Origin of the sequence: Paenibacillus polymyxa M1 (assembly GCF_000237325.1) — a bacterium.
Lineage (GTDB): Bacteria > Bacillota > Bacilli > Paenibacillales > Paenibacillaceae > Paenibacillus > Paenibacillus polymyxa_C.
In genome coordinates this window covers 2036564-2051148 of sequence record NC_017542.1, presented here as the reverse complement: position 1 = coordinate 2051148, position 14585 = coordinate 2036564, and the positions used below count along the sequence as shown (strand labels likewise).

Annotated in this window: 13 protein-coding genes; 4 read left to right on the top strand and 9 right to left on the bottom strand. The window is 43.6% G+C overall.

Annotated elements, in window-relative coordinates; all coding sequences use genetic code 11:
* Window positions 1–108: 108 nt before the first annotated feature.
* Complete coding sequence (locus PPM_RS09330; RefSeq protein WP_013370564.1) at window positions 109–1800, top strand: ABC transporter substrate-binding protein; 1692 nt, start codon at window positions 109–111, stop codon at window positions 1798–1800.
* Window positions 1801–1864: 64 nt separating this feature from the next.
* Here PPM_RS09330 and PPM_RS09325 read toward each other — a convergent pair whose 3' ends face one another.
* From PPM_RS09325 to PPM_RS09315, 3 genes are read right to left on the bottom strand one after another with little or no spacing between them, the layout of a single operon-like run.
* Complete coding sequence (locus tag PPM_RS09325; RefSeq protein ID WP_013370563.1) at window positions 1865–3088, bottom strand: MFS transporter; 1224 nt, start codon at window positions 3086–3088, stop codon at window positions 1865–1867.
* A 2-nt stretch (window positions 3089–3090) separates the two neighbouring features.
* Complete coding sequence (locus PPM_RS09320; protein WP_013370562.1) at window positions 3091–3651, bottom strand: GNAT family N-acetyltransferase; 561 nt, start codon at window positions 3649–3651, stop codon at window positions 3091–3093.
* A gap of 59 nt (window positions 3652–3710) precedes the next feature.
* On the bottom strand, window positions 3711–4076 hold the full coding sequence (locus PPM_RS09315; protein ID WP_013370561.1) for a DUF2500 domain-containing protein: 366 nt from the start codon (window positions 4074–4076) through the stop codon (window positions 3711–3713).
* Between the two features lie 408 nt (window positions 4077–4484).
* Here PPM_RS09315 and nrdI point away from each other — a divergent pair, with 408 nt between their 5' ends.
* The 3 genes from nrdI to nrdF all read left to right on the top strand — a co-directional run bounded on the left by nrdI (window position 4485) and on the right by nrdF (window position 8098).
* Complete coding sequence (gene nrdI, locus PPM_RS09310; RefSeq protein ID WP_013370560.1) at window positions 4485–4844, top strand: class Ib ribonucleoside-diphosphate reductase assembly flavoprotein NrdI; 360 nt, start codon at window positions 4485–4487, stop codon at window positions 4842–4844.
* Window positions 4831–6915: a class 1b ribonucleoside-diphosphate reductase subunit alpha gene (gene nrdE, locus PPM_RS09305; protein WP_013370559.1), complete on the top strand. Its 2085-nt coding sequence runs from the start codon at window positions 4831–4833 to the stop codon at window positions 6913–6915. The genes nrdI and nrdE overlap by 14 nt, the downstream gene beginning before the upstream one ends.
* Window positions 6916–7132: 217 nt before the next feature.
* Complete coding sequence (gene nrdF / locus PPM_RS09300; protein WP_013370558.1) at window positions 7133–8098, top strand: class 1b ribonucleoside-diphosphate reductase subunit beta; 966 nt, start codon at window positions 7133–7135, stop codon at window positions 8096–8098.
* Window positions 8099–8273: 175 nt separating this feature from the next.
* Here the strand turns inward: nrdF and PPM_RS09295 are convergent, their stop codons facing one another.
* From PPM_RS09295 to PPM_RS09270, 6 genes are all read right to left on the bottom strand, one after another.
* On the bottom strand, window positions 8274–9509 hold the full coding sequence (locus PPM_RS09295) for an MFS transporter (RefSeq protein ID WP_013370557.1): 1236 nt from the start codon (window positions 9507–9509) through the stop codon (window positions 8274–8276).
* 162 nt (window positions 9510–9671) lie between these two features.
* Complete coding sequence (locus tag PPM_RS09290) at window positions 9672–10145, bottom strand: MarR family transcriptional regulator (RefSeq protein ID WP_013370556.1); 474 nt, start codon at window positions 10143–10145, stop codon at window positions 9672–9674.
* A 228-nt stretch (window positions 10146–10373) separates the two neighbouring features.
* Complete coding sequence (locus tag PPM_RS09285) at window positions 10374–10799, bottom strand: VOC family protein (protein WP_013370555.1); 426 nt, start codon at window positions 10797–10799, stop codon at window positions 10374–10376.
* A 92-nt stretch (window positions 10800–10891) separates the two neighbouring features.
* Complete coding sequence (locus PPM_RS09280; RefSeq protein WP_014599644.1) at window positions 10892–11545, bottom strand: hypothetical protein; 654 nt, start codon at window positions 11543–11545, stop codon at window positions 10892–10894.
* Window positions 11546–11567: 22 nt separating this feature from the next.
* Window positions 11568–12107, bottom strand: a complete 540-nt coding sequence (locus PPM_RS09275) for a GrpB family protein (RefSeq protein ID WP_013370553.1) — start codon at window positions 12105–12107, stop codon at window positions 11568–11570.
* Window positions 12108–12194: 87 nt separating this feature from the next.
* Window positions 12195–14303 (bottom strand): class I SAM-dependent methyltransferase, encoded by a 2109-nt coding sequence (locus PPM_RS09270; RefSeq protein WP_013370552.1) that lies wholly within the window; start codon window positions 14301–14303, stop codon window positions 12195–12197.
* Between the last annotated feature and the right edge of the window lie 282 nt (window positions 14304–14585).

Genomic DNA, 14585 nt, shown 5'->3' with positions numbered 1-14585 from the left:
CATAACAAATAAACATAAATAACTTGACGTAAGGTTCTTTATTTCCTACAATTTACTATTGAAAGCACTTACATTGTGTAAATCATACTTATTAAGGGGGATTTGCAGATGTTCACGAACAGGTCGGTACAACAATGCTCTATCCTGCTCCTGGCTTTGCTGCTGCTTGTTACAACGGGCTGCGCGAATGGCAAAGGCGGTACGGCAGAAAAGGAAGACCCCAATGACACCAGTCCCATTACATTTACGTTCTTTGGCGGTGACTCAAGCTCCAACTGGAACAACATGAAGGACGCTGTCGGGCAGGAAATAACCAAGAAAACGGGTGTTACACTCAATGCCGAACATGCTGTCAACGGTCGAGGCGAGGAAAAGTTTGCTTTAATGGCTGCTAGCGGAGAGTACCCTGATCTCGTGTACCCCAAAGGAGACATTGGAAAGCTGGTCGATGCCGGAGCACTCATTGACTTAACCGACCTGATTGATAAATACGGTCCTAACATTAAGAAAGTGTATGGAGATTATTTTAACCGTATTAAATATAGTAGTGAAGATCCCGCCATTTACACCATCCCAACCAATTTGGGCGTAGATCACATCGCGTTTGATGCACAAGCAGGCTTCGAAATCCAGCATCAAGCCCTTAAGAAGCTCGGATACCCCAAAATTCGCACCGTTCAAGATTTTGAAAAAGCACTTAAAGATTATGTCGCCAAATACCCTACTACTAATGGCCAGCCTACCATTCCCTTATCGCTCGATGCCGAGGACTGGAAAATGCAGATTACTGTGACAAACCCGGCAGTTACGGCTACAGGTGGACCAGACGATGGCGAATATTATATTGATCCTAAAACACACAAAGCCACTCTTCACTACAAACGCCCAGAAGAGCGAGAGTATTTCCGTTGGTTAAACCATATGTACAATGAAGGTCTGTTGGATAAGGATACTTTTGTACAAAAAAGCGATCAGTACAAATCCAAAATCGCCGCAGGTCGTGTCATTGGACTGATTGATCAGGAATGGAACTACCAGGATGCCGAAAATGCGCTCAAGGCAGCAGGTAAGGATGAATACACCTACTCCCACTTTCCAGTCACTTTAAATGAGCAATACGAGGATCATTCCCTCCAGCCCATTGGTTTCGATACTGCGTCCGGGATCGGCATCACAACTTCATGCAAAAACCCGGTGCGAGCGATCAAGTTTCTGGACTTCCTGGCCTCGGACGAAGGACAAATTTTGCGTAATTGGGGAATTGAAGGCCAGCATTACAATGTAGAGAATGGCAAACGAGTCATTCCTGCAGCTGTGCAAGAACGCAAAAACAAAGATAATGCTTCTTTTAGCAGAGAATCAGGTATCGGTTTGTATTGGATATGGGGACCACATTACGGCGATAGCGTTAAGGACCCTACTGGCAACTATTACACAACCAATTATCCGGAGATGATTACCGAAAATTATAGTCAAGCGGAAAAAGAATCCCTTCAGGCATATAAAGCCCGGACATGGAAAGACTTATTCCCGAACGAAAAGGATTTTCCGGTAAAAGAGTGGGGAGCCGCCTACAACATGCCTGTTCCGACCAATACAAATTACAATGTTATTTATCAAAAGTCGCAGGACATTGTACGCAAACGGATTCCTGAGGCCGTACTCGCCAAGCCAGATCAATTCGATGCCGTGTATGACCGCATGCTCCAAGAGCTGGATCAGGCGGGTGTACCAAAGGCTGAAGAAATCTTCACTGGCCTGATCCAAAATCGTCTGAAGTTATGGTACGGGGAGAAGTAAAGTCTGATTACTTATGAAGGTGCATAGGGGCTGACAGCCAGAACCTGTTTAGCCCTTTTTTGCACTAAACATTCTGCTTTGTTGCTTTTTCTTTCCAGGAACTATTTTTCCTTGACCCCCGACGGACATAAAGCAACAAAAAGATTGGGATCAATGCGATCCCGCCACACAGCATCCACGATATCTGAATAGGTGTTTGATCTGAAGCAAGATTGGTAAAATTACGGCTTACGATGCCTGTCACGATTAAACCTATACACATGCCTAGTTGGGAAATGGCAGAATCCAGAGATAGCAGTGTTGAACGATACTCATTAGAGATCCTTTTGTTCAGAAAAATTTGTTTGGCAACCGGATACATCCCTCGCCCAATTTCATAGATTAAAAAGGTAAGCAGTACAGGATAAAACGTGTTGAAAGCACCCGCTAAAATGAGCCATATCCCAATCATCCCGCAAGCATACATGAGTATATGTACATCACTATAACGGGCGCCTAGCCTTCGAACCAGATAGCTTCCCAAAGTCATACATAGTGAATAACCTGCCTTGATCAATCCCATAATCCAAATCCCTTGTTCAGAAAGACCGACCAGACGTGGCTGTTGAAATGTATTCCCCGCCGAGTTTGAAAAGCTGATAAATAAACCAATGATAAACACAATCCAGATCGACTTATTTTCAAAACCGATACGGACACTTTCTCCGATAATCGTTTTAATACGAGTAGCAGATGTTTTTCGATGGGTAATATTCTTCTCTTTCATATAAAAGCAGCATAGAAAAATACACAGGATAATAGATACAATGCTGGCCACCCAGGGAAGTGAATAGTTAAAAGTTGCGAGAAAGGCCCCCAACAGACCGCAAATAAATCCCGAAATGTACTGTATACTGTTAGAGGTTGTAAAAAGAACTTCCATCGGCTTATCGCTGTTTTCCACAACCCAGGATTCCAACGAGCCTGATTGCAAGCATATTGCCAGACCCCCAAAGACTTGTGCGAACACAAGCAGCCACATGTGATCTACCCAAACGAACAACACACTGTAGACTAGAAAACAACAAAGCCCCAGAACAACAGAAATTTTCCTTCCATACTTGTCTGCAATAGCTCCTGTTGGTATTTCAAACAGAAAAATACTTACAAAGAATACAACCAGCAAGAAATTCGCACTTTGCAGAGAAAGTCCTTTAGCTAATAGAAATAGAATAAGCGTAGTTCCCGTGATTTCACTCATAAAAAATTGCAGAAAGCTGACGGAGTAAAATAGCTTATGTGGCCTCACTTTCAGGATTCCTTTGTTTTCTCTACAGCCTCATACTCACTTCGCAACATTCCCATCTGAATAATGTCATAGTACTGTCCTTCCCTGAATAGCTTTTCCCGTAGCCGCCCTTCCTCCTTGAAGCCACATGCCAGATAGCAACGATATGCACGTTCATTGAACGCATACACCTCCAGTTCCAGCCGATGCAGGTTCAGCGAATGAAACGCAAATTTTTGTATCAGCCGGATTGCTTCCCGCCCATAGCCCTTGCCCAGGTCACCGCCACGCCCGATTACAATCCCAAGGGTGGCATGCCGATTCACCCAGTTAATTTTGAATAAATCGAGTTGTCCAATATAGTCCAATGTGTCTTTATGAGCAATGATAAAGCCCTTGATCTCAGAGTTGCCGTCAATCATCATCTGTACAAACGATTCACTATTAGCCAGTGAATGCGGATAGATAAATACGTCGCTTAAACCATGTGTGATTTCCGGGTCATTGACCCATCTTCGGATATCAGGTATATCCTCCTGACGGTACTCTCTTAAAACAATTCGTGCTCCAATGATATGTGGCATCGTCAGCTTCCTCCCTATATGTATTTGTTCTGGTAATACGCTAACACCTCGCCATCTCTTTACGCTCCCATTAATCTCACAAACTCCAGAAAACGTGTACCTTTATAATGAACCTCCCCGCGATCCCCGATTACAATCATTCCAAAATCCGAACCCTTTACCTTCAGCTCCTTACGTTCACCTCCTTCAAACTCAAAGGTGATATAGTAATCGGTCGAAGCTGAAAAATCACCCGATCCCCCACGCACTCTAGTTCGCTTATCCACAACCTTGCATGAACGTTGAACCTGTTCGGCTGCTTGATTGGAAAGGCCCGCTCCGATTGTTTTCACAATCCCCGTAATAATTACAATAGCAATAAGTCCAAACACGATAAAAAAGATCATATTAAACGATTGAAATTCCATAAAAAAACCACTTTCCATCCACTTCATCCTTTCTACAGTAAAATGTAAATTTTACATTCTATTGCCCATTGACAAATCGTACATCTCCAGCCTCAAAAACTCCAATACTTTTTTAACATACTTACGAAAAAAAAGTTCTTTCGCTCTTTTCCGCACCCTGCTTGGACTTACACCGGATCTAGGTCCTCTGAGCCTCTCTAGACCGATTGACAAAACTATATATAGATATAAAATAGAGAATGTACTCTAAATATAGTGTAAAAAACGTATTTATGCCCGATATCTTGAAGATAAAGGTATGAAAATACATGTAAATATAGAGTCAAAAATCTTAAATGGCGCAGCCAGCAAGGGATTACAGCTATAATGGGTCTCTTGGCAATGCCGTTTTCTTTTTTTCGTTAATTGTTAAGGAGGTTGCACACCATGCTGATTGCTTATGATTCCAAGACCGGCAATGTAAAAAGATTTATAAACAAGCTCAAGCTTCCGGCTGTTCAGATTGAGGAACAAATGACTATAGAAGAACCTTACGTACTCATTACATATACAACCGGGTTTGGACAGATACCTGAGAGGGTATCTTCATTTTTGAAAAAAAATGCACAAAACCTTGTTGGTGTAGCTGCAAGCGGCAACCGTAACTGGGGTGACAAATTTGCCAAAAGTGCGGATTTGATTGCCGACCATTATAATGTCCCCGTGATTAGCAAATTTGAATTATCTGGAACGTTCGGAGATGTAGAGCGTTTTAAACAGGAGGTGAGCCGAGTTGCGGCATATTGAATTGAACAACATGTTGATGAAACGCGATACAGACGGCTTTTTCCAATTGGAAAAGGACCAAGAGGCCGTAGCAGAATTTATGAAGGAAGTTCAAGAACGGAGTTTGAAGTTTGCTGACACAGCTGCTCAAGTGCTGTATATGATTGAGAATGATTATTACGAAAATTTCTATAACAGCTATACGGCTGATGAAATCAACGATATTTTCCATATCACTCATAGCTATAATTTTAAATTTCCTTCTTATATGGCAGCATCCAAGTTTTATACCGATTATGCAATGAAGAGTAATGACCGTAAAGTCTACCTGGAACACTACCCTGACCGGGTGGCTGCTGTCGCCCTGCATTTGGGACGCGGCAACGCCGATACGGCCCGCCTGTTGTCCCGCTCGATGATGGAGCAACGTCTCCAGCCAGCTACACCAACTTTCCTGAACGCTGGCAAAAGCCGTCGTGGGGAATTGGTGTCCTGCTTCTTGCTCGAAATGGATGACTCTCTGAACTCAATCAACTATGTATTGAACACTTGCATGCAATTGTCCAAAATCGGCGGCGGTGTTGCGGTTAACCTGTCGAAGCTGCGGTCACGCGGCGAGGCAATTAAAGGTGTAGAAGGCGCAGCAAAAGGTATTATGCCTGTGCTGAAGCTGATGGAAGATGGTTTCTCCTACGCGGATCAAATGGGTCAACGTAAAGGCTCTGGCGCTGCCTATTACAACATATTCGGATGGGACGTGCTGGAGTTCCTGGATAGTAAAAAAATTAATGCCGATGAAAGAGTACGCCTTAAGACACTTTCGATCGGATTGCTGGTGCCCAACCGCTTTTACAAGCTGGCTCAAGATAATGAACCGCTGCATGTGTTTGCACCTTATAGTGTGTTCAAGGCTTATGGAACGCATTTGGACGACATGGATCTGGATGAAATGTACGATACGCTGCTCGCTGACGATCGAGTGAAGAAAAAAATAGCAATGAGCGCACGTGATATGCTGACAAAAATTGCCATGATCCAGTTGGAGTCTGGCTATCCATATATTATGAATAAGAGTAACGCAAATCAGGCGCATGCTCTTAAAAACGTGGGCCAAATCAAAATGTCAAACCTGTGCACGGAAATCTTCCAGCTACAGGAAACTTCTGAGATTGCCGATTATGGACAACAGGATATTATTCGCCGGGATGTAAGCTGTAACCTGGCTTCCCTGAACATTGTAAATGTCATGGAGCACGGCAAAATCCGCGAGTCCGTTCACGAGGGTATGATTGCTCTCACTTCGGTCAGCGATATGACCCAAGTGGCTAATGCACCAGGTGTTGCGAAAGCGAACCGTGAAATGCATTCCGTTGGTCTGGGTGTCATGAATCTGCACGGCTACCTTGCCAAGAACAAGATTGCATATGAAAGCAATGAAGCGAAGGATTTTGTCCGTACCTTCTTCATGACGATGAACTATCATTCCATCGAAAAGAGTATGGAAATCGCAAAAGCAGCCGGACAAAGCTTCTATGGATTTGAGGAATCGGATTATGCGACAGGTGTATATTTTGACCGATATCTGAACACAGATTATCGTCCGACAACGGCACGTGTGCAAGAACTGTTCAAGGATATTTATATTCCGACTCAAGCAGACTGGGACACACTTAAAGCAGACGTCATGAAGAACGGTCTGTATCACGCCTACCGTATGGCGATTGCTCCCACTGCCAGCATTTCGTATATTCAAAATGCAACGTCCAGCGTTATGCCGATTGTCGAACAGATTGAAACTCGTACCTATGCGAATTCAACAACTTACTATCCAATGCCGTATTTGCAAAAGGATAATGTATTCTTTTACAAATCCGCTTATCAAATGGATCAATTCAAAGTGCTTGATCTGATTGCTGAAATCCAGCCTCACGTGGACCAAGGAATTTCGACTGTGCTTCATGTGAACAGTGACGTGACTACGCGTCAGTTAGCACGTTGCTATCTGTACGCCGCACATAAAGGACTTAAATCGTTATACTACACACGTACCAAAAAACTGTCTGTGGAAGAGTGCCTCACTTGCTCCATCTAATGCATACATGGTAACAAGCTATAGAATAAAATGAGATTTTGAATAGATATGAATGCTTGGCATTAGAAGCTGTATCCAGCGCGTGGTTCAGACCTTTACAGGATTGAACAAGACCCTCGCGGATACAGCTTCCGTATGTCAAGCATACGATGACTCTCCGGTAACCTCTCATGTGTGTTTCCAGGGAATCTCGCAAGCTGAAGGGAGAATGCTAACAATGACAGGTATACAAGCTGTAAACTGGAACCGCTCGGACGATGATTTCACACTGATGTTCTGGAACCAGAATATTATGCAATTTTGGACGGATGATGAAATTCCGCTGTCTGACGATAAAATGTCCTGGGTAACCCTTAGTGATATTGAAAAAGAAGCCTACATGAAGGTGCTGGGTGGCTTGACCCTGCTGGACACCATTCAAGGCGGCGTGGGAATGCCGCAAATTATGGAGCATGTGGACGGACTGCAACGCAAAGCGGTATTAAGCTTTATGGCGATGATGGAGCAAATTCATGCCAAGTCGTACAGTAGCATCTTTACAACCCTGGCTTCCACGGAAGAAATTGACGGTGTATTCCGCTGGGTGGAAGAAAATCCGCATCTCCAAACGAAAGCAGAAACCATTCGTCAGTATTATATGAACATTCACACACCGAAAGACCTGTATCTCGCGATGGCTGCGTCGGTGCTGTTAGAAAGCTATTTGTTTTATAGCGGCTTCTTCTACCCTCTCTATCTGGCGGGTCAGGGCAAGCTGACATGCAGCGGGGAAATTATCGATCTGATCCTGCGGGACGAAAGTATACACGGTGTCTACGTAGGTGTACTGGCACAGGAGATTTATGCGGAACTGGACGAGGAAGAACAACGCGATCTCTACCAGACGCTGGTAGGCTTGCTGCGCTACTTGCACAATAACGAAGAACAGTATACCGAGCAAATTTATGCCCCTATTGGACTTGTAGACGATGTTAAAGTCTTCTTGCGCTACAACGCCAACAAGGCCATGATGAACCTGGGCTTTGATCCACTTTTTGAAGAAGAAGAAGTCAATCCCATTGTATTCAACGGCATCAGCACCCACACCAAGCAGCACGATTTCTTTTCTAAAAAAGGAAACGGCTATGTACGGGCGATGAATGTAGAGCCGCTAACAGATGATGATTTTAACTTTGGCGTATAAGTACACATACGTAAAATGAATTTAGCAAGGCGATACTATAAAGAGCCATCCACATGCGGATGGCTCAGACTGTAAACAAATAGGGTTTCAGAACTTATTCCTAAGTTCTGAAACCCTATTATTTTCTTAAAACTACCTGCTATGCAGGTGGTTCCGGAAAGCTTCGAGCGGTAGTTTACATATTCGCATGCGTTCTCTTATATAAAACTGGTATGGCCACCGCTATAAGAATCATACCCATAAAAGCGGGTGCGGCATGACCAAATGATACATAGATTTGACCTCCAATGATAGGTCCAATCATTCTTGCTAAAGCCTGAATAGATTGACTACCTCCTTGAATCCTTCCTTGTTCACTAGAATTGACAGACTTGGAGAGCATCCCATTAAATGAAGGTCCAAAGATCGAATCGCCAAAACCAAATATAAACATTCCAGCGATAATAAGTGGATAGAATGAGAACAAAGCAGATAGCGCAATAAGACCATAGCCTATAATCTCCGAGACCATTCCCAGAATTGCTATCTGTTTATCACTAAGTTTTATCAAGAGCTTTGGCATGATGAAACCTTGTGAAATGATATCTTGGAATCCCATAATCGAAAACATAAGTCCGATTAATGCAGGCTTCCAACCGAAGGTATCCATTGTAAATTGTGAAAAAACTGCCTGTAAAGATCCGTTGGGTATCCAGAGTAAGAACGCTGAGACAAGTAGCCTTTTCAAGTTTTTCATGGAAAGTACGTTTGCAAGCTGTGTATATGGATTCAGTTTTACAAAGGTGATCTCTTTCAGTCTATGTTTCTTGTCAAGGCTCTCCGGCATAAAAAAGAATCCATAAACAACATTCAATAAAGTGATTATTGCTCCAAAATACATGGGTACAGAATAACCAAACTTGGCAAGTAATCCTCCTAGGGTTGGGCCAATGACCGTGCCGACACCTACAACCGCACTCACCCATCCAAAGTATTTAGTTCTCTGTTCTGGAGGAATGATGTCTGCAAAATATGCGAAGATCGTGCTTATGCTCCCACCTGTTACACCTTCCATGATGCGCCCAGCAAATAGTACCCATACAGCTCCTCCTATACCAAAAACTAAGTACCCGATTACGGAACCCAAAAGGCATATTAAGAGCAATGGACGACGACCATATTTGTCGCTCAAAGCTCCAAGTACGGGAGCCGCAAAAAACACGCAAAATGCATAAACAGAGGTCAGCAGCGTAACAACTATGGCTTGTTCTTCTGGACTGCTTGTATAAGGCTGCACTAAGAATGGGACGACAGGTGTTATGATACTGAAGCCTATTCCGCAAAGAAACACAGAGATAAGGCCGAATATTAAAGCGTGTTTATCTACGGTTTGTTCTGTGGTCTGTTCATTATGTGATCTAAATTTGAACACTTCAATTCTCCCCTCAAAAGTTGCGATTTTCCTTCCCGGGAAACAAAATTATCGTATCATATTTTTCCTTCCCAGGAAACAAAAAAAAAAAAAACAATAAAAAAAGCAGTCCGTTCTCAATAGAGCCCGGCTGCCTGTGGTTTGATTTTCATTATTCAAATTTTATTTCGACTTAATATCGTTACCCTTTTTCTTTATTTCTGCATCCAAATGCCTGCTATACTTATCTATGAAGCTAAGCATACTGTCAAATTGCTCATCAGTTACCTGCTCAAATACGGCTTTATCCCGCTCTTGAAACTCTTTGTGCAGTTCCTCATGGATTTTATAGATTACTTTCCCTTGCTCAGTAAGCCTAAAATAGATTTCTTTTTTGTTATCCGGCTTCTGGTAGCTTTCGATAAGGCCTTTTTTTATGAGCTTCTTAGTTATTTTACTTATGGCACCGCTAGTCATATAAAGGGACTCCGCAAGTGTTGTCACGTTGGAATCTACATTTTTTTCAATATATTCCATGCAATGTACTTCAGAAGACTTATAACCTTTAAGACTGTCTTCCATCTTATCCTTATTGAGCCAAACCATCTTGTTATATAAGTCCCTGAAACCCATTATGACCTGTTCTTCTTTGTTCATGGACTGTCCTCCCACCCGTTGGTGCATTAACAACATAATATAATATATTTTTATTTCCATTTCAACAATAATAAAAATAATTATTTTAGGAATTAAGCTATACGTGAAAAAAGAGATCCAAACACTCCCCATACCTTTATGTATGTATATTTATTTTTCAGACGAAGGACATGCACGCAAAAAAACGGCCAGATCGCTATAGTAGCGGATCGGGCCGTTTTCTATTTACTACGATCGAGCTTCTGTGAACATTTGAAAGGTGACACCAAACTTGTCTGTTACATTCCCATAAGCTGGACTAAAATGGGTTTCCTGCAAAGGCATTCCCACCTGTCCTCCTTGCTGTAAAGCATCAAACATTTTTTTAGCTTGCTCCACACTATCGGTTGTAATACAGATACTCACTTGATTCCCGCTGCTAAACGGTGAGCCGGGAAAGGTATCAGAAAACATGAGCTCTGTCTCACCTACTTTAAGGGTAGCATGTCCCACACGTTCCTTGACCTCTGCGGGAATGGGAAAATCGGGATTTTCCGGCATTTCCCCAAAGGTTTGAATAAAAAGCAGTTGGGCATCCAATGCCTCTTCATAAAATTCGATTGCTTCTCGTGCATTTCCATCCAGCGTGATGTAAGGAATCAAACGTTTGGACATCTTCAACACAGCTCCTTTAATTCGAGGTGATTAACCCAGCCATTTCTCCTGTATTATATACAAAACTTGTCAAGAAAAACAAATCTGCATTCTTAGCTTTCATGCACCTGAATGCCAAGCTGTTTTAGCTCCTTTACCACTTCCGTAACGTTACGCTGTGGATGAAGCGCAGAGATCATCTGGGCAGTGATCGGAACGCCGTTGAAAATCTGGCTTACCACCCCTAGAGAAATCGGCAGCTCATAGTAACTCTCAGCCCAATCCTGATATTCCTCCGGTGTAACTATAATTTTCCCCAGCAAAAAGGATGAGCCATCGTCATATCCCTCAGGAAAGTTCGCGTTGCCCATACGCCACTCCTTATCTCCCGCTTCCCTCCACATACAAAAGGTAACGTCCTCTTTCTCTAGCGCTTCATCTTCCAAAAGCTCCATCATATCATCAGGCACACCGTCGTACATGCCCGGCCAGACCTCATATTCGTCTCTTGCATGAGGACTTACAGGGGATTCGTGGTCAAAACCCTTCAACAACACACCTCCACGTGTCCATAGCATATGAATCGTATCTCCAGCGCCATTGTTCACCTCACCCAGGCACACATCACCAGACCATTCAGACTGCATACGATACGTGCGTAACCAATCTTCTGAAGACAATATAATATCCAGCGCTGATAGCAGCATCATTCTCTCTTTTAAACCATTCGGCGTTACCTGTGCATCAAGCATCATATTTTTCATCATACCTCCACCTTGTTCATGCGTACTAAAATTCCATTTGTCTCTGCTTTTGTCTTTCAAGCTTCGCTTGCTCAACGATCTGCCGAATGAAAGGTCCCTTGGCTTCGGTATACGCTGCGCGGTCATGTTTGAATTGATGCGCCAAATCTTTTTTTAAAGTCTCATACCCTCGCAGGCTCTCAGGATGCGCTTTCAAGTAATCTCTGAACAATAAATGGTTTTCCCAATGTTCTCCTTTATACTTGTAAATATGCAAATGATGGGTCCCAGCTCCCCATTCTCCACGGCGAAAGAAAGCTCGCTCTGGAAAATCAGGCTTATGTACATATTCATATTCAATACCTAGTAAACGCTCTCGCTGTTCGGATTGAATAATCGCCAAATCTTCTACTCCAACCATAATGTCGATAATAGCCTTGGCTCCCAGACCAGGAACGGATGTACTGCCAATATGCTCTACGCCGACACATACGTCTCCGAGGGCCTCTATCATTTTTGCTCGTTCTCGTGTATACTCTGCTACCCACTGCGGATTATATTCGGATATCACTACCTGCTTGGACATGAACGCACCTCCATTCGTTTTTCAAAAAAATGCCTTCCCAGTGCGTTTGGCACACCTCAGAAGGCATTCTCTTGTTCAAATTAAAAATCATTCAGTTGCTTCATCCCTAGGATTTGGCTTCTCAATCACGATCAGACAGGTACTGTCTGGCAAAGGAACCGGCTGTCCCTGCTCATCCATGAACTCAACACGACTGGACAGCGCTTCGGCATAACCCTCCTGCAAATAGTGGCGACTCACCCGGATAATCGCTTGTGAACCAAGTGTGTTACGAATACATTCTTCATACTGTGACGGAGTAAAATAACCAAACTGCTCCTGCACTTCATGCACATAGGCTTCCGCTCCCCATGTATAGGTATATAGAAATTCCATTGCATCATTTACCGGCAAAACAGCCTCATGCTCACCTATACGCTCTATTTCAATGGGGCGACCCGCAAAATCCTGCGCATACCGCATCAGCCATTCCATTCCGTCCGGCTCCAAAAATCGAATACGTCTGCGCTGCTCTACTGGTTCGGTCATAATACCGTCACGAATGATAATGCGTCCGCCGGGTGCAAGTACACAATAAGCGCTTTGCAAAGCAGCCTCCACTGTTTGTGAATTGAACCTTTTTCCATCTCGTTCGATGTAGGAATACAGCTCGTGAAGAATCGAAGAGAAAATAACCGTGTCCATGCTCTCCGTTTCCACAAATTCTTCCAGTCGAAGCGCATCACCTTTGATGACATCCCAACGACGGTGCTCCAATTGCTTTTTGCGTTTAAGAGCCTCAATCACATTCACAGAAATATCAAGACCCAACGGCTTGGAGTCTGGTCTTTCCTGCTCGATCAGGTCCAGCAGTACGCCCCCGCCGGGTCCGATATCCAGTATACGGGTTCCAGTTACGTAATCCAGAATGACCCTTTTGAAATCTGCGGTCTGGTTCATATCTGTAAGGTACGTCTCCTCATTGTGAAAGCGATCATAAGCATCGCGCCGTAATCCGAACAGATCAAACAGCAGCAGGACTGCTTTGTCATACAGAGGCGTCTTTTCTGCCTCAATACAAAAGTCGATCAATTTTTCAGCAGCTGATGAAAATACAAAATTAAAAAACACGGTACTTGGCAGCTCCTCCTTATGCTCCACGATTACACTCAAATGAGGATTATGCTTCCGTTTTCCTTTTGTGATATCCTGCCAAGACAGTGCGCTTAAATATTTTTCTATCATTCGTTTTTTGTATACGTTAATTTTCTTAACACCACGATAGTCATAATACATCGTATTCATAAGTGATTCAAAACTGATATGCCGTACCGTTGTAGGTTGTTCCTGCCCTGTGCCATCCCTCAATGTGAGTAAAAATACCTTAACCAGTTCTTGAAGTGAAAAATCCTGCAAAGCTGATTCTACATACCAAAGTGTACGATTCTCCAGCGGAGCCAGCGCCTTCTCTACATTCAGCTCCCGCTCCAGCTCGGCGTAAGCCTGCTCAAACGGCTCACCTTCATGAATCGAAACCGACCGCAATCTCTCCAGTCGCTCCTTTACACTCCAGACTACAGGTGCGTTATTCCAGGCAATCCAGCCGATTAGCTGCTCCACTTCAGCGCGTACTTGTTCCCATAATGCAGGATCTACACCGGCGATAATGCATTCGTTCAGTGCTCGTAACACAAGCTCCAATTCCTCCGAGCTCAGCCAGCCCTTACGAGTGATTTCGAGCAGCAGTCGATTTTCTGCAAAGGGTATTTCTCCCCGTATATACTGTCCGATCAATCCATGCGTCTCAATCAAAATTCGGGTCATGCTGTTGCGCGGGTAGGCAGGGGACTCTGCTTGAGCCTGTCTGACATACAGTTGGGAGGAGCCAATATTATGTACAAATAAATTAATGCCCTCATGCTGCCAGCGTAGCCGTTCGCGGACTGTGCCTCCTTTGGCTGTCTCAGACCATACCAATACATCCTCCAGTAGCTCTTTAACCCAGAATGACAATGGAAGTCCGTCCAAAATAAGCAACGTGCGCTCCACATAATCCAGTACAGGATTGGCATCCTTTAACTCACCTATGGATCGAATGCGCTCCAAATTTACAATACGCTCCTCAGCCGAAACAAGCAGCTTTAGCCAAGTCGGTGTATCCCAAGCCAGATCACTTTCTTTCCTGTAATTAGCAATGGCTTTTAACGATTGTAACATTTTTCTCACCTCGTGTGATTCGGATTCGGTATGCACAGGAGACTTTGGAAAATATCTTGTATACCCTACACTTTACCATACATTTGTAGCTTCCATCTCGTGGAAAATATTAAACATTTGTATCAATTAATCGCTTGACATGTTCTAGGCTTCACATAACCTGATTTAAAGTTCCCATAGTTTCCGAGACGTCTCTCCCTCCCAAAAGCAAAAAGATACCTTCCAGCCTAAGGCCGAAGATATCTCATTGCTATTGTTAGACGCAGCAAAATCATTTTCCTG